The organism is Haloferax prahovense DSM 18310 (assembly GCF_000336815.1).
Taxonomy (GTDB): Archaea; Halobacteriota; Halobacteria; order Halobacteriales; family Haloferacaceae; genus Haloferax; species Haloferax prahovense.
Map to the genome: position 1 here is coordinate 378,399 of NZ_AOLG01000009.1, position 16,908 is coordinate 395,306.

17 protein-coding genes are annotated in these 16,908 nt (G+C 65.7%); 8 read left to right on the top strand and 9 right to left on the bottom strand.

Annotated elements, in window-relative coordinates; translation table 11 throughout:
- Positions 1-4: 4 nt before the first annotated feature.
- The 4 genes from C457_RS04350 to C457_RS04365 form a co-directional block, all read right to left on the bottom strand.
- Positions 5-799 carry a cytochrome b gene (locus C457_RS04350; protein WP_004972586.1) on the bottom strand — a complete coding sequence of 265 codons (795 nt, stop codon included), beginning with the start codon at positions 797-799 and terminating at the stop codon, positions 5-7.
- Between the two features lie 3 nt (positions 800-802).
- A complete protein-coding gene (locus C457_RS04355) occupies positions 803-1,192 on the bottom strand; it encodes a DUF7318 family protein (protein WP_004971171.1) in 390 nt (129 codons plus the stop codon).
- Complete coding sequence (locus tag C457_RS04360) at positions 1,192-1,830, bottom strand: halocyanin domain-containing protein (RefSeq protein ID WP_008092319.1); 639 nt, start codon at positions 1,828-1,830, stop codon at positions 1,192-1,194. The genes C457_RS04355 and C457_RS04360 overlap by 1 nt, the downstream gene beginning before the upstream one ends.
- A gap of 85 nt (positions 1,831-1,915) precedes the next feature.
- Complete coding sequence (locus tag C457_RS04365) at positions 1,916-2,746, bottom strand: DUF7319 domain-containing protein (RefSeq protein ID WP_004044091.1); 831 nt, start codon at positions 2,744-2,746, stop codon at positions 1,916-1,918.
- A 244-nt stretch (positions 2,747-2,990) separates the two neighbouring features.
- On the opposite strand from C457_RS04365, the gene C457_RS04370 reads away from it, so the two are divergent.
- Positions 2,991-3,473 carry a DUF7321 family protein gene (locus C457_RS04370; RefSeq protein WP_008092321.1) on the top strand — a complete coding sequence of 161 codons (483 nt, stop codon included), beginning with the start codon at positions 2,991-2,993 and terminating at the stop codon, positions 3,471-3,473.
- Between the two features lie 4 nt (positions 3,474-3,477).
- Here C457_RS04370 and nth read toward each other — a convergent pair whose 3' ends face one another.
- Positions 3,478-4,161 (bottom strand): endonuclease III, encoded by a 684-nt coding sequence (nth, locus tag C457_RS04375; RefSeq protein WP_008092322.1) that lies wholly within the window; start codon positions 4,159-4,161, stop codon positions 3,478-3,480.
- A gap of 144 nt (positions 4,162-4,305) precedes the next feature.
- Between nth and C457_RS04380 the strand changes: the two genes are divergently transcribed.
- Together C457_RS04380 and C457_RS21005 are read left to right on the top strand one after the other, a co-directional pair.
- A complete protein-coding gene (locus C457_RS04380; protein ID WP_008092323.1) occupies positions 4,306-5,037 on the top strand; it encodes a DUF998 domain-containing protein in 732 nt (243 codons plus the stop codon).
- A gap of 40 nt (positions 5,038-5,077) precedes the next feature.
- On the top strand, positions 5,078-5,212 hold the full coding sequence (locus tag C457_RS21005; protein WP_004972580.1) for a hypothetical protein: 135 nt from the start codon (positions 5,078-5,080) through the stop codon (positions 5,210-5,212).
- A 73-nt stretch (positions 5,213-5,285) separates the two neighbouring features.
- Here the strand turns inward: C457_RS21005 and pan1 are convergent, their stop codons facing one another.
- Complete coding sequence (gene pan1 / locus C457_RS04385; protein WP_004971162.1) at positions 5,286-6,503, bottom strand: proteasome-activating nucleotidase Pan1; 1,218 nt, start codon at positions 6,501-6,503, stop codon at positions 5,286-5,288.
- A 171-nt stretch (positions 6,504-6,674) separates the two neighbouring features.
- On the opposite strand from pan1, the gene C457_RS04390 reads away from it, so the two are divergent.
- The 4 genes from C457_RS04390 to rad50 are packed head-to-tail and all read left to right on the top strand — an operon-like array spanning position 6,675 to position 11,372.
- Positions 6,675-6,944, top strand: coding sequence for a helix-turn-helix domain-containing protein (locus C457_RS04390; protein WP_004972579.1), 270 nt, complete (start codon positions 6,675-6,677; stop codon positions 6,942-6,944).
- A gap of 26 nt (positions 6,945-6,970) precedes the next feature.
- Positions 6,971-7,381: a hypothetical protein gene (locus C457_RS04395; RefSeq protein ID WP_008092330.1), complete on the top strand. Its 411-nt coding sequence runs from the start codon at positions 6,971-6,973 to the stop codon at positions 7,379-7,381.
- Positions 7,378-8,694 carry a DNA double-strand break repair protein Mre11 gene (gene mre11, locus C457_RS04400; protein ID WP_049913379.1) on the top strand — a complete coding sequence of 439 codons (1,317 nt, stop codon included), beginning with the start codon at positions 7,378-7,380 and terminating at the stop codon, positions 8,692-8,694. Before C457_RS04395 ends, mre11 begins: the two co-directional genes overlap by 4 nt.
- Positions 8,691-11,372: a DNA double-strand break repair ATPase Rad50 gene (gene rad50, locus C457_RS04405; protein WP_008092334.1), complete on the top strand. Its 2,682-nt coding sequence runs from the start codon at positions 8,691-8,693 to the stop codon at positions 11,370-11,372. The genes mre11 and rad50 overlap by 4 nt, the downstream gene beginning before the upstream one ends.
- A gap of 27 nt (positions 11,373-11,399) precedes the next feature.
- Here the strand turns inward: rad50 and C457_RS04410 are convergent, their stop codons facing one another.
- The 3 genes from C457_RS04410 to C457_RS04420 are packed head-to-tail and all read right to left on the bottom strand — an operon-like array spanning position 11,400 to position 12,638.
- On the bottom strand, positions 11,400-11,828 hold the full coding sequence (locus tag C457_RS04410; RefSeq protein WP_008092335.1) for a DUF7346 family protein: 429 nt from the start codon (positions 11,826-11,828) through the stop codon (positions 11,400-11,402).
- 27 nt (positions 11,829-11,855) lie between these two features.
- Positions 11,856-12,404: a DUF7322 domain-containing protein gene (locus C457_RS04415; RefSeq protein ID WP_008092337.1), complete on the bottom strand. Its 549-nt coding sequence runs from the start codon at positions 12,402-12,404 to the stop codon at positions 11,856-11,858.
- 48 nt (positions 12,405-12,452) lie between these two features.
- The gene (locus tag C457_RS04420) at positions 12,453-12,638 is read right to left on the bottom strand and encodes a DUF7331 family protein (protein WP_004972572.1); all 186 of its coding nucleotides are present in this window, start codon (positions 12,636-12,638) and stop codon (positions 12,453-12,455) included.
- Positions 12,639-12,743: 105 nt separating this feature from the next.
- Between C457_RS04420 and C457_RS04425 the strand changes: the two genes are divergently transcribed.
- Positions 12,744-16,751: a DNA polymerase domain-containing protein gene (locus tag C457_RS04425; protein ID WP_008092340.1), complete on the top strand. Its 4,008-nt coding sequence runs from the start codon at positions 12,744-12,746 to the stop codon at positions 16,749-16,751.
- Positions 16,752-16,908 lie beyond the last annotated feature (157 nt).

Below are 16,908 nucleotides of genomic sequence, written 5' to 3' on the forward strand. Positions count from 1 at the left end.
CACCTCAGTGCGGCTCCGCGATGCCCTGCACCCACACGATGCCGATGTGGATCGCGATGAGCGTCGTCACGACGAACGGGAGCAGGAACACGTGGATGATGTACATGCGCTGTAGCGTCGACTGGCTCAGCGAGAAGCCGCCGAACAGGAGCTGTGCGACCCACTCACCGGCGAGCGGGACCGACAGCGACATCTCGACGCCGATCTGCCCCGCCCAGTAGGCTAGCTGGTCCCACGGAAGGAGGTATCCGGTGTACCCGAACACCATCGTCAGGCTGATCAGGACGATGCCGAGAAGCCAGTTCAGCTCGCGGGGTTCCTTGTACGACCCCGTGAAGTAGACACGGAGCATGTGCAGGAACACGGCCGCGACCATGACCTGCGCCGCCCAGCGGTGGACGGAGCGGAGCATGAAGCCGAACTGCAGGTCGCGCATGATGAATTCGATACTGCTGTAGGCCGTCGTGGGGTCACCGGTCGTCGCCGGGGAGTAGTAGAACCCGAGAAGGGCACCACTTATCGCCGCGACGACGTACGCGAGCGTCGAGAACAAGCCGAGCGTGTACAGGGGGTACCAGTACCAGAACTTGTTGTCGAGGTTGTACTGCTCGGTGTGGCTCTTCGGCATCTGGAGGTTGACTCGGTAGTAGAGCGTCTCCAGAAGTTCCAGATAATCGACGATGCGGAGTCGCTTATCCAGCCAGATGAGCGTGGTGAGGAAGGTGGCCTCAACCGGAGTGAGGTCCTTCTTTTTCATCCAGGCCTTGTGGTCGTAGTCGTCTTTGCGTTCGAGACTCATGGTTTATCGCTTGTAGTAGGGGTACACCGCGCGTTTGACCTGTTCCCACGCGTCGTCGCTGCTGAAGGTGACACCGTCGACGTCCTCCTCGCGGACGTAGAGGTCTTCCCACTTGCGACGCCGCTTTTTCACGATCATCACGTCGGGGAGGAACTCCTTGCGGTACAGCGCGAGGATGAACGCGAGGTCCACGAAGATGACGGCGAGGACGCCTCCGAGGAACATGTTCCCCGTGTCCGTCAGGCCCCACCCGGAGACGAAGCCGTAGGTGAAGAGGAACACGAACACGACCTCGATAATCGTCAGGAGGACGATTGCGATGGCCGCTGCGGTGCTCTCTCGCGCCGGTTCGTATCGGTGAATATCGCCGTATGTGCTGCCGGTCGAAGACATTATTCGCCACCTCCGGTGTTACCCGTATTTGGGGACTCGCCGTACTTCAAGATGAAGAACGTGTAGATGATGGTGACGAGGATGCCCAGAATCGTCGCCGAGCCGACCCAGTGGGCCTGAATCGGGACGCCGAGTTCGTGCAGTTCCTTCTCGCCGCCACCGCCGGTGCTGATAGTCGCCACGTCGTCGCCGACGGCGACCGCGCCGAGCATACCGAGCGCCTCGTGGGGCACGCAGTGGTACTTCGTGATACCACCGCTCTCGAAGGTGAACTCGTAGGTCGTTCCGGCCTCGGAGACGGCCGCGCCGGAGTCGAGCGACGCGCCCTCGCTCGCGACGACGTTGTGGCCGCCGCCTTCGCCGGTCCACTCCCACGTCACGGTCGTGCCGGGGTCGATCCAGATGCCAGCCGGTGCGAACGCAAGGTTACCTCCGTTGCCGGACGCGCCGACCTCGATGGTGACTTCGCTCTGACCGCGGAGGTCTTCGTAGCCTCCGTCGACGCCGTCGAGGTAGCCACCGAAGTCGGGTTGAACCTGCGCTCCACCGCCGCCTTCCTGCGCAGCAGCGGTCCCGGCGGCAGCGGTCGCGGCGGCTGTCGCACCGCCAGCCGTTCGGAGAAACTCCCGCCTTTTCATACGGTCGTTCGTCAGGATGGGACGCGCTTAAACCCACCGACTATGCCGTCACGGAGGGTGTTTGCGAGGTGAGTGCGCGCCGGTCTCAGCCCTCAGAACTGAGGGCGTCTCTCTCGGGGGCCTCGACCAAGGACGCGACGTTCTCGTCCCCGTCGAACGTCGGGACGAACTCGGGGCGCGACCCGCCTTCGAGACCCATGACGCGGAGCCTGTCTCGGTACTCCTCGGCGCGGAAGCGGTCCGAGAGCCGGGCGTTCGCCACGACGACGAAGAGGAAAAAGCCGATGACGAGAAAGCCCAGACCGGCCAGCGGCGCGATAATCGAATCGAGGTCGGGGAGGACGAGCCACGCGCCGATGAGCGCGAACCCACCGAGTAGCTGCCCGAACGCGACGATTTGGAGCATTCGGTTGCCGAAGTCGCCGGTCCCCTGTGCGACCTCTTCGGGTTCGGGGAGCCTGACGGTCTCGGGCGCGTCGTTCACTTCGAAGTCCTCCATCGAACAGAGCGCGACGGTCGGTTTCACGTCGCGGAGGACGGTCCCCTCGCCCTCGACGCTCCCGTCCGGGTAGACGACGGCGTAGCCCTCGTCGGAGTACGCGAGAATCCGTGGCTCGCCGTTTTCCGTCACGCGTTCGAGGACGGCGAACACCTCGCGAATCGCGACGCGGTAGCGGAGTTCCTGTTCGACGCGGTCGAGCAACTCCTCGCCGACGACCCACGAATCGGGGTCGAACGCGGCGTCCCACTCTTCGGGGGTCATCTTCGCCATGTCGGCCGGGCCGAAGTTCTCGAAGTCGTACTTGGCTTCGACCTCCTCGCGGAGGGCCGCGAGCTCCGCGTCGGACATCGCGGCGTCGGCGTCCGCGTCCGGTGACGAGCCGTCGTCGGCCGGGGCGGAAGACGAGTCTGACATCGCCACGGAGTAGGGTCCACGCCGGTAAACGTGTTCCGACCCCGAACCGCGTTCGTCGCGGGCGGTCGGCCACGAGCCGCCCATCGGAAGCGACCGCCCGCTGGTCCGGCGCTCGAATGGAGGTGGTCCGGCGCTCGAATCCTGGCGGTCGCGGCCGACGTTTAGCCCCTGTCGCGTGGTCTAGCGCTCGAACGGGACGCGGCGCATCGGTCCCTTTAGGCCGACCGGGTTCTAACGCCGTGCGATGGCAGACGAGACGACGCTCGCCACGCTCGCCGCGATTACCGTCACGGCCAGCTTCCCGTTTTACCTCTACGGCGCGTGGATAATGATCGACGCCGAGACGGTGTCGTGGGACGTGCTCGTCTACCACCTCAAAATCATCTTCCCCGGGCTCGTGTTGAACACGGTCCCGGTCGTCACGTGGATGCTCCCCCGGCTCTTTCAGCAGCTCAACGGGCTCAGCGCCCTCCACGCGATTCTCGGCCTGCAGGCGTACGCGATGCTCATCTTCGCGCTCACGGGAATCGTCCGCATCTTCCAGGCCAAGTGGGAGGCCGACCTCTACCGCGACCCGGACCAGGACGTGTCGCTCGACGACCTCCACGAGAACATGGGCGCGTGGCGCGGCCGCCTCCGCGTCGGCGTCTTCGGCTACGTCATCTTCTGGGTGTTCGCGTGGCTGCTCGGCATCTACCGCTACCTGAGCGGCTACGTGTTCGTCTGAGCGTTCACCACGCCTCGCCGCTGGCGAGGTCGACCTCGTGGTCGAGCTTCGACGAGGGGCAGACGTCTTCGAGCACGCAGGCGTCGCAGTCCGGGTTGCGCGCGTCGCAGACGGCCCGGCCGTGGCTGATGAACAGGTGGGTGAACTGCTGCCAGTCGCGTTCGGGGACCACCGGCATCAGGTCCTCCTCGATTCGCTCGGGGTACTCCTCTTCGGTCAGGCCGAGGCGGCGCGAGAGCCGCTGGACGTGGGTATCGACGACGATTCCCTCCACGATGTCGTGGCCGTGCTGGAGGACGACGTTCGCGGTCTTCCGGCCGACGCCGGCGAGGTCGGTCAGCGCGGACATGGTGTCCGGGACCTCGCCGTCGTGCTTCTCAATGATGTCCGCGCACGCGGAGCGGATGTACTTCGCCTTGTTGTTGTAGTAGGTGATGGAGCTGATGTCGTCAGCCAGCTCCTCTTGGTCGGCGGCGGCGTAGTCCGCGGCGTCGTCGTACTTCTCGAACAGTTCCGCGGTGACCTTGTTGACGCGCTCGTCGGTACACTGCGCCGAGAGCATGACGGCGATGAGCAGTTCGAGGCGGTTCGAGTAGGAAAGCGAGATGGTGGTGTCGGGGTACTCCTCGTACAGTCGGTCGAGGACCTCCTCGGCTTGCGCCTCGCGGCTTTCGAGTGGCGTGCCCATACCTGTGGGTGCGACCCGGTCGGTTTCAGTCGTTCGGGTTGGGGCGAGGGGTGCGGATTCCTGACCGTCCGGATTCTCGCGGTTTAAGAGCCATCGGTCGGTGTTATCGACGCGTCAGCCGTCTAGACGGACGGAGTGAGCACGATGACACCAACCACCGACTCCCGACGGGACGGCAGTCCGCCGACTGAGACGCGACCCGAACGAATCGCCGAGACGCCGGGCGCACACGACCACCGGCGCGACCGGTTCGTCGCCGGCGCGATGCTGTTCGCGTTCGGCCTGCTCGCGTTCATGGGAATCATTACCGCCGAGGCGTTCTACCCTGGCTACAACGCGGGCGTACAGGAGATAAGCGACCTCGGCGCGACCAGGCCGCCAAACAGCATCATCCTTCAGCCGTCGGCGACGATTTTCAACGCGACGATGGTGCTTTCGGGGCTGTTGGTCCTCGGCGCGAGCTACTTCGCGCACCGGGCGCTCCGCGACCGCGTCGTCACCACCGCCGTCGCGATGCTCGGCATAGGCATCCTCGGCGTGGGCGTCTTCGACGGGAGCGAAGCCCCGATGCACGGGCTGTTCGCGCTCTTGACGTTCTTCGCCGGCGGCCTCTCCGCGGTCGTCGCCGCGCGGGTCATCGAGACCCCGTTCCGGTATCTCTCGGTCGCGGTGGGCGGGTTCGTCCTCGCCCTCCTGGCGAGCATCTTCGCGTTCGGCCTCCTCGGCCTCCCGCACCCGCTTTCGTTCCTCGGCGCGGGTGGTATCGAGCGCTACGTCGCCTACCCGGTGCTCCTGTGGTTCATCGGGTTCGGCGGCTACCTGATGGGGTCCGCGTCGGAGACGGCTCCCGCTGACACCACCGATTCGGCCGCGTGAATACCGACGATTTATCATTCACGACCGCGACCGACCGAGTATGTCCGCGCTCGAACTCCCCGGCCGGCGCGAATCGTGGTTGACCGCGGCCGCGACGCTCGGCGGGTACGGTCTCATCCTCGCCGCGATGTTCCTCGCGCTGTTCGTCCTGCCGTACTTCGCGTTCGCCGCGTAGCCACTCGGCGGTCGGCGTCGCGCGAAAAGCGAAGGTAGAATCGAAAGCCGAAACGAAACGCGACTCGCGTCGGTTACGCGAACGCGCGGGAGACTTCCGTCTCGTCCGAGGCTTCCTGCTGAATCTTCTCCCAGGCGTCGAGGAAGTCCTGCATGTATATCTCCGTGCGGTCGTCGCGGATGGCGAACATCCCCGCCTCCGTACAGACGGCCTTGATGTCGGCACCGGAGGCGTTGTCGGCCATCTCGGCGAGTTCGACGAAGTCCACGTCGTCGGAGACGTTCATCTTCCGGGTGTGAATCTGGAAGATTATCTCGCGGCCGTCCTCGTTCGGCTTGGGCACCTCGATGAGGCGGTCGAACCGACCCGGCCGGAGAATCGCGGGGTCGAGCATGTCGAAGCGGTTGGTCGCCGCGATGATGCGGATGTTGCCGCGCTCGTCGAAGCCGTCCATCTCGGCGAGCAGCTGCATCATCGTGCGCTGGACCTCGGCGTCGCCGGAGGTCTTCGAGTCCGTGCGCTTCGAGGCGATGGCGTCAATCTCGTCGATGAAGATGACGGCGGGCTCGTTCTCGCGGGCGACCTCGAACAGGTCGCGGACGAGCTTCGCGCCCTCGCCGATGAACTTGTGCACCAGCTCGGAGCCGGCCATCTTGATGAACGAGGCGTTCGTCTGGTTGGCGACGGCCTTGGCGAGCATCGTCTTGCCGGTCCCCGGCGGACCGTACAGGAGCACGCCGGACGGCGGGTCGATGCCGACCTTCTCGAACATCTCGGGGCGGTCGAGCGGCATCTCGACCGTCTCGCGGACCTCCTGCATCTGCTCTTCGAGTCCGCCGATGTCCTCGTAGGTCACGTCGGGGCTGTGTTCGACCTGCATCACGCGAGCCCGGACGTCCGTCTCCTTGTCGAGTCGCTTGACGATAGAGAGGGAGTTGTTCACGGCGACGCGCGCGTCGGGTTCGAGCTCCTCGCGCATCTCGTCTGTCACTTCGGTGAGGGCCTCTTGGTTGTTACCGTGCTGCTTGATGATGACCCCCTCGTCGGTGATTTCCTGAACCGTCGCAACGAAGAGCGGCGACTGCTTGAGCTTCTTGTTCTCGTGGGTAAGCCGCTCGAGCTTCTGTTGATACTTGTTGTTCTCGGCGTTCGTGTCGAGGAGCTTGTCGCGCATCTCCTCGTTCTGCGTTTCGAGAACTTCGAGCCGCTCTTGAAGGGCGGTGATCTTCTCCTGCTGCGACGCCGAGTCCTTATCGTAGGGGAGGTCGACGTCGTCCACAGTATCGGTCATCATCCGGCATAGGGTGCAGGTTCATAAGAGGCTTCGGGTGTGTGAGGGATTCGCCGCCTAGGGCCCGTCTGCCGCCCGGATGACGAGTCTGACGCGCGTCACATAAATTCCCCATAGTAATAAATCTGGATAGCAAATATTATCTAATAGCATTGCATGGTGTCTCGTACGATGAGCACCACGGAAGCAGTCGAACGCGAGTCCGAGCCCCAGTCAGACGACCGGTGGGAATCGGTTCGGGACATGCCCCCGAGCGCGAAGTTGGTCGCGAAGATTCTCGACTACGAGGACACGCTCACCCAGAGCCAAATCGCCGAAGAATCGCTTCTGCCCCCGCGTACCGTCCGCTACGCGCTCTCCCGGCTGGAAGACGAGGGCGCGGTCGACTCCCGGTTTTCGTTCTCCGACGCGCGCAAGCGCCTCTACACGCTCAACATTTAAATCCGAACGCGCGGCCACGTCGCCGCATGTCTTCGCCCGCTCCCGACGACGTCGGCCGCGCGCTCGCCGCGCTCGCCGACGCCGACGCCGGTATCCCTGACTACGAGTCGCGCCCGTCCGCCGAAGTCGTCGCCGAGGCGCGAACCGCCTTCGAGTCGCTCCACTCTGCCGCCCGGTTTCTCTCCGACGGAGGCGAACTAACGCTCCGCCGAGCGGTCGGCGAGGCCGACCGGCGCGGACACCACGAGTGCGCGCGCACCGGACGGACGCTCCTCACGGACCTCGACCGCCTGCGCGGCGCGCTCGTCGACGCGGGCGCGACCGAGGTGTCGAATCGGTGTTCCCGAACCGCTCAGCGGCGACCGCGGGACGCCGACCACTTCCGCTCCGGTCGCACAACCGTTTTCAGCGGCGGTGGCGAACCGGTTGATAGATGACACGGGTGATACACACCGGCGACACCCACATCGGGTATCAGCAGTACCACTCGCCGGAGCGCCGACAGGACTTCCTCGACGCCTTCGAGCGGGTCGTCGCGGACGCGCTCGACGGAGACGTGGACGCCGTCGTCCACGCCGGCGACCTCTACCACGACCGCCGTCCCGAACTCCCCGACCTCCTCGGGACGCTCGCCGCGCTCCGCCGCCTCGACGACGCCGGGATACCCTTCCTCGCCATCGTCGGCAACCACGAGTCGACCCGCGGGGGCCAGTGGCTCGACCTCTTCGAGCGCCTCGGACTGGCGACGAGACTCGGACGCGACCCCCACGTCGTCGGCGACGTGGCCTTCTACGGTCTCGACCACGTCCCGCGCTCGCGCCGAGACGAACTCGACTACCAGTTCGAACCGCACGACGCCGAGCGCGCGGTGCTCGTCGCCCACGGTCTGTTCACCCCCTTCGCGCACGCCGACTGGGAGACCGAAACCGTCCTCGCCGAGTCGAACGTCGACTTCGACGCGGTCCTCCTCGGTGACAACCACGTCCCCGACACCGCCGAACTCGACGGGACGTGGGTGACCTACTGCGGGTCGACCGAGCGCGCGAGCGCGACCGAGCGCGACCCGCGCGGGTACAACCTCGTTCAGTTCGCGCCCGGCGAGGTCGACATCCGCCGGCGCACCCTCGAAACGCGCCCGTTCGCCTTCGTCGAGGTCGACCTCGCCGGCGACGAGGGCATCGAACGCGTCCGCCAGCGGGTCCGCGAGTTCGACCTCGAAGACGCGGTCGTCATCGTCGAACTGCGAGGCGAGGGTGAGACCGTCACGCCCGCGGCGGTCGAGTCGTTCGCCGTGGAGGAGGGCGCGCTCGTCGCCCGCGTCAACGACAAGCGCGATATCGCCGACGACGCCGAACTGGCGGCCGACGTGAGCTTCGCCGACCCCGACGACGCGGTGCGCGAGCGGGTCCGCGAGATGGGCCTGTCGAGCGCCGCCCTCGACGTGGACGAGACGGTCCGCGCGAGCAAGGTCGCCGACTCGAACGTCCGCGACGAGGTCCGCGAGCGCGTCGAATCGCTGCTCTCCGACGACCCCGGAGCCTTTGTCGCCGCCGAGAGCGAGGATGACATCGAGAGCGACGACGGCGTCGAGGCCGGGGAGTCGGAGGACGCGGAAGCCCCCGAAGACGCGGCCGAGGCCGACACAGAGCCGACGACCGAGACCACCGCTGAAACGACGACCGAATCCGATTCGGAGGCCGCCGCGGAACCGGCGGCGAGCCGCGACAGTTCGCTGGGTGATTTCGCGTGAGGTTCACCCGCATCGCCATCCGGAACTTCAAACCCTACGAAGACGCCGAACTCGACCTCCGAGACGGCGTTACGGTCATCCACGGCGTCAACGGCAGCGGAAAGTCGTCGCTCCTCGAAGCGTGTTTCTTCGCGCTCTACGGCTCGAAGGCGCTCGCGGGGACGCTCGAAGACGTGGTGACGACGGGCGCCGCCGACGCCGAAATCGCGCTCGAATTCGTCCACGACGGCGGCGAGTACCGCATCGAGCGTCGGGTTCGCGTCTCCGGCGACCGCGCGACCACCGCGAAGTGCGTCCTCGAAGGTCCCGAGGGGACCGTCGAAGGCGCGCGCGACGTTCGCCGGCACGTCGCGTCGCTCCTGCGCATGGACGCCGAGGCGTTCGTGAACTGCGCGTACGTCCAGCAGGGCGAGGTCAACAAGCTCATCAACGCGACGCCGAGCCAGCGCCAGGACATGATAGACGACCTCCTGCAACTCGGAACGCTCGAAACGTACCGCGAGCGCGCCGGCAACGCCCGGCTCGGGGTCGAAGACGTGCTGACGAGAAAGCGGAGCGTCCTCGAAGACGTCGAGTCGCAAATCGAGACGAAAGAGGAGGCGGACCTCCACGCGACGCTCAACGCGCTCGAATCCGAACTCGACTCCCTCGACGAGGAGATTTCGAACTACGAGGGCCAGCGCGACAAGGCGAAGGCGGCGCTCGACGCCGCCGAGGCGACGCTCGACGAGCACGCAGAAAAGCGGGAGCGACTCGACGAGGTCGAGGCGGCAATCGAGGACCTGACCGCGAAAATCTCCGCGGACGAGACGAAGCGCGACGACCTCTCGGAGCGCGTCCGCGAACTCGACGCCGCCGCCGACGACCTCGAATCCGACATCGACGACGCCCTCGACCGGTCCGACCTCGACGACGCGAGCGACGAGGCGATTGCCGGCGCGCGGGAGGCGCTTTCGGAGCGCGAATCCGGGCTGCGCGACGACCTCTCCGAGGCGCGGACGCGGGCGCAGGCGTTCGAGACGCAGGCCGAGCGGCTCGCCGAGCGCGCCGCCGACCTCGAATCGCGCGCCGAGGAGAAACGCGAGGCCGCCGAGGCCGACGCGGAGACCGCCGCCGAGGCCGAACGGGAACTCGAATCGTTCCGCGAGACGCGCGCGGAGCTTCGGTCGTCGCTCGACGACGCCGAAGCGCGGTTCGAAGACGCCCCCGTCCAACTCGGCGAGGCCGCCGACCTCCTCGAAAAACGGCGTGAGGCGCGGTCCGACGCCCGCGAGTCGCTCGCGGAGACGGAGACCGAACTGAAGAACGCGCGCGAGCGTCTCGCCGAGGCCGAGCGCCTCCGCGACGCGGGCAAGTGTCCCGAGTGCGGACAGCCGGTCGAGGGCTCGCCCCACGTCGACGCCATCAGCGAGCGCGAGGCCGCGGTCGAATCGTTGGAGGCCGACCTCGACTCGCTCGAATCGGACGTCGAGTCGCGCTCGGCGGCCGTCGAGGCGGCCGAGGCACTGGTCGAAATCGAGAACCGCGCGAGCTCTCAGCGCGACAAACTCGACCTCGTCGAAGAACGTATCGCCGACCGCGAGGGGACCGTCGAGAGCCGCCGCGAGGCCGCCGCGGAGAAACGCGAAGTGGCCGCGGAACTCGAAGCCGAGGCCGAGGAGAAACGCGAGGCCGCGACGACGCAGGCCGAGCGGGCCGAGGAGGTCGCGGAGACGGTCGAGTCGCTCGAAGCGGACCTCGAAGCACTCGACGAGCGGCGCGACCGACTCGACCGCGTCGAGTCGCTGGTCGACGCGCGGGCCGAGAAAATCGACGTGCGGGACCGGCTCCGAGAGAAGCGCGAGACGCTCGCAGACGTGAATCGCGAGCGCCGCGAACACCTCCGAGAGCGTCGCGAGCGCCGCGACGAACTCCGCGAGACGGTCGACGAGGAGGCGGTCGAGGGAGCGAGACAGCGCAAGGAGAACGCCGCGACGTATCTCGAACGGGTCGAGGACGAAGTGCTCCCCGAACTGCGAGACAAGCGCGACGAACTCCAGAGCCGCGTCGGCGGCGTCGAGGCCGAACTCGAACAGTTGGACGACCTCCGGGAGCGCCGCGAACACCTCGCCGAGCGCGTCGGCGCCCTCGAATCGGTCCACGAGGAGGTGTCGACGCTCGAATCGACCTACGGCGACCTCCGGGCGGAGCTTCGACAGCGCAACGTCGAGGTGCTCGAACGGATGCTCAACGAGACGTTCGACCTCGTCTACGCCAACGACGCCTACTCGCGCATCCGACTCGACGGCGAGTACGGGCTGACGGTGTTCCAGAAGGACGGCACCGCGCTCGAACCCGAACAGCTCTCGGGCGGCGAGCGCGCCCTGTTCAACCTCAGCCTCCGGTGTGCAATCTACCGGCTCCTCGCCGAGGGAATCGACGGCGCGGCCCCGCTTCCGCCGCTCATCCTCGACGAACCGACGGTCTTCCTCGACGACGGCCACGTCTCGCGGTTGGTCGACCTCGTCGGGGACATGCAGAGCCGCGGCGTCAAGCAGATTCTCATCGTCAGTCACGACGACGAACTGGTCGGCGCGGCCGACGACCTCGTCCGCGTGGAGAAGAACCCGACGACGAACCGCTCGACGGTCGAGCGGACCGACGCGCCGATAGTCGAGAGCGCGCTCGCGGACGACTGAGTGCGGGTCGGTTCCGCCGCGAGTGACTTATGCGCTCGCCCGGAGTAGTTCGACCCCTTCTTTTGCGGCGTCGGTCGCCTCGTAGCCGCGCTCCCCGTAGACCGTGGTCTCGGCGACGAGGCCGGCGACCCGGAACTCGGTCAGGAGGCCGTGGAGGTCGCTCTCGCAGAGGTCGTAGGCCCCGAGGAGGTCGACCACGGGGAGCGGCCCGCGGTCGACGAGGTCGACGAGCAAGCCCAGTCCGCGCTCGGTCGGGACCGCGACGAGTATCTTCCGGACCGGTTCGGGAACGGCGCGCGCGGCGGTTTCGAGCGGGGACTCGCCGCTCACGGCTTCGAGGTCGTCGTTCGGCAGGTATCGCTCCTCGCCGGTCTCCGGGTCGCGGACGCGGCTGGCGTCGCTCGACTGCTTGACGAGGAGGTACGTCCGGCCGTCTGGCCCGCGGACGGTTCGCATATGTCTCGGCGAAGGGCGCGGCGACTGTTAGCGGTTGCGCTCGGGAGCGTCTTCGTCGGTGTCGCTTACATCACCGTCGTCCGCATCGTCCCCGTCGTCCCGCCACTCCCCTCGCTTGAACTCTCGGTAGATGGAGTAGACGCGGACGAGCACGACCGTACCGAACAGAAACAGGCCTGCGCCGAGGAGCGTGTCGCCGCGGAAGTAGGCGAGCATCGGGCCGACCGTGACCCCCGCGAGGCCGACGTTCGCGAGGACGACGCTCGCCCAGAACAGACGGGCTACCTCGGGATTCACGTCGGGGGAGAACTCCGGTGCGTCGTCGCCGTGGCTCTCGCCGTCCGGGTCCTCGTCGTCGGCGTCCTCGCCGGGGATGCGAACGCGGGGAATCGTCGGGAGCTCCTTCTCGGGGTTCCCCCAGCGGGCTTCCGGGTCTCCCCAGCGGGCCTCGGGGTCGCCCCATCGCGTTTCGGGGTCGATTTTCGAGGCCATGTCCGCCGACGGACGCTCCGCCTCGTCGCCTTCGTCTTCCGCGCCAGCGGCGGGCGTTCCCTCGCGTCGCTCGTCGTCCGTCACGCTCGCGTCGAGACGCCGTGCCGAGAAAAAGTGTCCGTTTCGGCCGAGTCAGGCGCAGTCGTCGAGGCGCATCGACCGCGATGCCTCGACCCACGCGAGTGGGTTCTCCGCGTCATAGAACACCACGCCACCGTCGATGTCGTAGGATTCGACCGTCTCGGCTCCAGTCGGACCAGCCGGTCCGTCGCCGTCGATCGTGCCATCCCACCGCTCCGGAGTTGCGTGGTCGGTCATATCGTGTGACAAGGAATGTCACACATGGATATATGTCTTTCCGTGGTTCGGGGTGCAGTACGCGGAAACGCCGGGGTTTTTAGCCGCGCCATCGAAGCGACTGGCATGACGCAGACGGGTCTGACCGACTTCGGGGGGAACGACGCCGACGGCGCGGGCGACGCGCGGCCTGACGAGGAGGCCGCCATCGTCGCCGGCGACGCCGGCCAGCACGTCTCCGACGTCATCGACACGGACGAGGTGCGGTTTCCCGACCCGGACGGGACGGTCGAACTGGCCGTCACGCAGGTCGACTACACCATCGAGGGCGCGGGCCGCGACGAGTACCCGGTGATTCACATCTTCGGTCGGACGGCGGACGACGAGACCGAACACGTCCGCGTGCTCGGGTTCCGGCCGTACTTCTACGCGCCCACCGCCAGCCTCGACGACGACGCGCTCGACAAGGACGTCATCACCGGCACCGAGGACGGCTACGAGAGCATCCGTGGCGAGGAGCTAACGAAGATTTACGGCCGCACCCCCCGCGACGTCGGCCAGATTCGCGACGAGTTCGACCACTACGAGGCGGACATCCTCTTTCCGAACCGCCTGCTCATCGACAAGGACATCAAGAGCGGCGTCCGCGTCCCCGAGCGCCGCCTCGACGACGGGTCGATTCAGATACCCCACCAGGAGGTTGCGCCCGCGGAGGTCGACGCGAGCCTTCGGGTGAACACCTTCGACATCGAGGTCAACGACCGGAACGGCTTCCCCGAGGATGGCGAAGAGCCGATTATCTGCCTCACCAGCCACGACTCCTACCGCGACGAGTACGTCGTCTGGCACGCCGTCGCCGAGGAGGGTCTCGGCAAGCGCCCCGACTCGCTGCCGAACTACGAGTTCCTCGGGGAGGACGCGGACGTGGAGGTCAGGACGTTCGACGAGGAGGCGACGATGCTCGACGCCTTCCTCTCGTACATCGAGGAGACCGACCCCGACATCCTCACCGGGTGGAACTTCGAGGACTTCGACGCGCCGTACTTCCTCGACCGGTTGGAGGAGGTCGACAGGAGGACCGACCTGAACCTCGACTACAACCGCATGTCGCGGCTCGGCGAGGTCTGGCGCGGCGGCTGGGGCGGCCCGGACATCAAAGGGCGCGTCGTCTTCGACCTGCTGTACGCCTACAAGCGCACCCAGTTCACCGAACTCGAATCCTACCGTCTCGACGCGGTCGGCGAACTCGAACTCGACGCGGGCAAGGAGCGCTACTCGGGCGACATCGGCGACCTCTGGGAGGAAGACCCCGAGCGCCTGCTCGAATACAACCTCCGTGACGTGGAGCTGTGCGTCGAAATCGACCGGAAACAGGACATCATCGCCTTCTGGGACGAGGTGCGGACGTTCGTCGGCTGTAAGCTCGAAGACGCGCCGACGCCCGGCGACACCGTCGACATCTACGTGCTCCACAAGGTCCACGGCGAGTTCGCGCTCCCCTCGAAGGGCAAACAGGAGTCGGAAGACTACGAGGGCGGAGCCGTCTTCGACCCCATCACCGGCGTCAAGGAGAACGTCACGGTGCTCGACTTGAAGTCGCTGTACCCGATGTGCATGGTGACCATCAACGCGTCGCCGGAGACGAAAGTCGACCCCGAGCGCTACGATGGGGAGATGTTCCGCGCGCCCAACGGGACGCACTTCCAGCAGGAGCCGGACGGCATGATTCGGGAGATGGTCGACGAACTCCTCACCGAGCGGGAGGAAAAGAAGTCGCTGCGGAACTCCCACGACCCCGGCTCCTCGGAGTACGAGCAGTTCGACCGCCAGCAGGCCGCGGTGAAGGTCATCATGAACTCGCTGTACGGCGTGCTGGGCTGGGACCGCTTCCGACTCTACGACAAGGAGATGGGCGCGGCGGTGACGGCGACCGGTCGGAAGGTCATCGAGTTCACGGAGCAGGCCGCGAACCAAATCGGCTACGACGTGGCCTACGGCGACAGCGTGACGGGAGATCGCCCGGTCGTCGTCAGAGACCCCGGTGGGACTGTTCGAATCCTTCCTATCGAGGACTTGTTTGCCCGCGGAACGACTGAATCTGAGGTACTCATCGCTGCCGACGGGGACGTCGTCGCAAGTGCCACTCCCGGGAAGACTCGCCGAGCGCTCGACGGGTGGGACGCCCTCTCTGTGAACGAAGATGGAGAGGCGGAGTGGCAACCGATTGCGCAGGCGATTCGCCATAACACAGACAAACCGGTGGTGAACCTCCAACACAAGTTCGGTGAGTCGACGACGACGAGAGACCACTCGTACGTCGTCCCCGGTGAAGACGGCCTCACAACTGTCTCTCCGGACGACGTGGCGGAGCCGTATCGCGTCTCCGGGGTACCCGATGTCGAGCCTGTCGAGCAGGTCGACGTCTACGAGGTCCTTCGTGGGTACGAACGCGAGTACGAGGACGGACGGAGCGTCGGGAGCGATAATTCGATAACGAAGCGGAAACAAATCCATGCGGACGACGAGTATGTCTGGTTCGGCCACGAGCACCACCGAGACGTCGACTCGACCGTCAAAGTCAAACGATTCGTCGATATCGACAGCGAAGATGGTGCAGCACTCATTCGGCTCCTCGGTGCGTACGTCCCTGAAGGAAGCGCATCCACTGGCGAGACGGCGACGTCGGAATTCGGGGCAAGTATCGCTGAATCCGACCGTGAGTGGCTAGCCCAACTCCAGCGAGATTACTCTCGACTGTTCGAGAACACGACCGCCGGTATCATTACGAGCGACCGACGAGCGGAGCGAACCGTCGAGTATCAAACGGACACAGGCGGTGCGTCGGTCACGTACAATGACGAGACGCTGAAACTGCAGATGATGAACGAACTCGCTGCTGTGTTCTTCCGCGAGTTCGCAGGGCAGACGTCGCGTGGTAAACGGATCCCCTCATTCGTCTTCCACCTTCCTGAGGAGAAGCAAGACTTGTTCCTGACGTTGCTCGTCGAAGGCGATGGATCTCGCGAATTCCCACGATACACCGAAGCGTACGCACAGCGAAACTTCGACTTCGAGACGACGAGCCGAGAACTTGCTGCCGGTCTCTCGATGTTGCTCACGCAACGGGGGCAAAAACACTCGCTCAAGTATCGGGACAGTAAAGACTCGTACACTATTCGGACGTGTAGCACCTACCGGGAAGGCCGAGACCCCGTGCTGACCGAAGCCGACCACGACGGCTACGTGTACGACCTGAGCGTCGAAGAAAACGAAAACTTCGTCGACGGTGTTGGAGGGATTGTCCTTCACAACACCGACAGCGTCATGCTCGAACTCGGCCCCGACGTGTCGAAACAGGAGGCCATCGAGCAGTCGTTCGACATCGAGGAGCACATCAACGCCGCCTACGACGACTTCGCGCGCGACGAGTTGGGCGCGGACGAACACCGCTTCCAAATCGAGTTCGAGAAGCTGTACCGGCGGTTCTTCCAGGCGGGGAAGAAGAAGCGCTATGCGGGCCACATCGTCTGGAAGGAGGGCAAGGACGTCGACGACATCGACATCACGGGCTTCGAGTACAAGCGCTCGGACATCGCGCAGATAACGAAAGAGGTCCAGAAGAACGTCATCGACATGATCGTCCACGGCGAGGAGACGGAAGTCATCAAAGACTACCTCCACGACATCATCACCGACTTCGAGTCGGGGAACCTGCCGCTCGAACAGGCCGGTATCCCCGGCGGAATCGGCAAGCGCCTCTCGGCGTACGAGACACCGACCGCGCACGTCCGGGGCGCGCAGTACGCCAACGCCTTCCTCGGGACGAACTTCGGGCGGGGCTCGAAGCCGAAGCGGGTCTACCTCAAGAAGGTCCACCCGTCGTGGTTCCGCGAGATGGAGACCGGCGAGTTCGACCCGCAGGTCGACGACCTCTACCGCGAGTTCAAGCGCGACCCCGACGTCATCTGCTTCGAGTACGCCGACCAGATTCCAGAGGCGTTCGAGGTCGACTGGGACACGATGCTCACCAAGACGCTCGAAGGGCCCATCTCCCGCGTCATCGAGGCGCTCGGGATGTCGTGGGACGAGGTGAAAAGCGGACAGGAACAGACCGGCCTCGGGAGTTTCATGTGACCGGCCGTATCACCGAGTAATGAAACTATATTCGGTTACATAGACGACGGCACCGTAACGTTGTTCGGCTGTCCAAAACCCGGACGAGCGTTCCGAACTGCCGTGATTCTTTGCGGTTTTGAAAACAAATTTTCTTTCTACAAAAGGTGGCGGGGGT

What these genes read in the sequence shown, in the direction of transcription:
- C457_RS04350 (WP_004972586.1), bottom strand. Translation starts at nt 799, where the DNA reads ATGAGTCTCGAACGCAAAGACGACTACGACCACAAGGCCTGGATGAAA.
- C457_RS04355 (WP_004971171.1), bottom strand. Translation starts at nt 1,192, where the DNA reads ATGTCTTCGACCGGCAGCACATACGGCGATATTCACCGATACGAACCG.
- C457_RS04360 (WP_008092319.1), bottom strand. Translation starts at nt 1,830, where the DNA reads ATGAAAAGGCGGGAGTTTCTCCGAACGGCTGGCGGTGCGACAGCCGCC.
- C457_RS04365 (WP_004044091.1), bottom strand. Translation starts at nt 2,746, where the DNA reads ATGTCAGACTCGTCTTCCGCCCCGGCCGACGACGGCTCGTCACCGGAC.
- C457_RS04370 (WP_008092321.1), top strand. Translation starts at nt 2,991, where the DNA reads ATGGCAGACGAGACGACGCTCGCCACGCTCGCCGCGATTACCGTCACG.
- nth (WP_008092322.1), bottom strand. Translation starts at nt 4,161, where the DNA reads ATGGGCACGCCACTCGAAAGCCGCGAGGCGCAAGCCGAGGAGGTCCTC.
- C457_RS04380 (WP_008092323.1), top strand. Translation starts at nt 4,306, where the DNA reads ATGACACCAACCACCGACTCCCGACGGGACGGCAGTCCGCCGACTGAG.
- C457_RS21005 (WP_004972580.1), top strand. Translation starts at nt 5,078, where the DNA reads ATGTCCGCGCTCGAACTCCCCGGCCGGCGCGAATCGTGGTTGACCGCG.
- pan1 (WP_004971162.1), bottom strand. Translation starts at nt 6,503, where the DNA reads ATGACCGATACTGTGGACGACGTCGACCTCCCCTACGATAAGGACTCG.
- C457_RS04390 (WP_004972579.1), top strand. Translation starts at nt 6,675, where the DNA reads ATGAGCACCACGGAAGCAGTCGAACGCGAGTCCGAGCCCCAGTCAGAC.
- C457_RS04395 (WP_008092330.1), top strand. Translation starts at nt 6,971, where the DNA reads ATGTCTTCGCCCGCTCCCGACGACGTCGGCCGCGCGCTCGCCGCGCTC.
- mre11 (WP_049913379.1), top strand. Translation starts at nt 7,378, where the DNA reads ATGACACGGGTGATACACACCGGCGACACCCACATCGGGTATCAGCAG.
- C457_RS04410 (WP_008092335.1), bottom strand. Translation starts at nt 11,828, where the DNA reads ATGCGAACCGTCCGCGGGCCAGACGGCCGGACGTACCTCCTCGTCAAG.
- C457_RS04420 (WP_004972572.1), bottom strand. Translation starts at nt 12,638, where the DNA reads ATGACCGACCACGCAACTCCGGAGCGGTGGGATGGCACGATCGACGGC.
- C457_RS04425 (WP_008092340.1), top strand. Translation starts at nt 12,744, where the DNA reads ATGACGCAGACGGGTCTGACCGACTTCGGGGGGAACGACGCCGACGGC.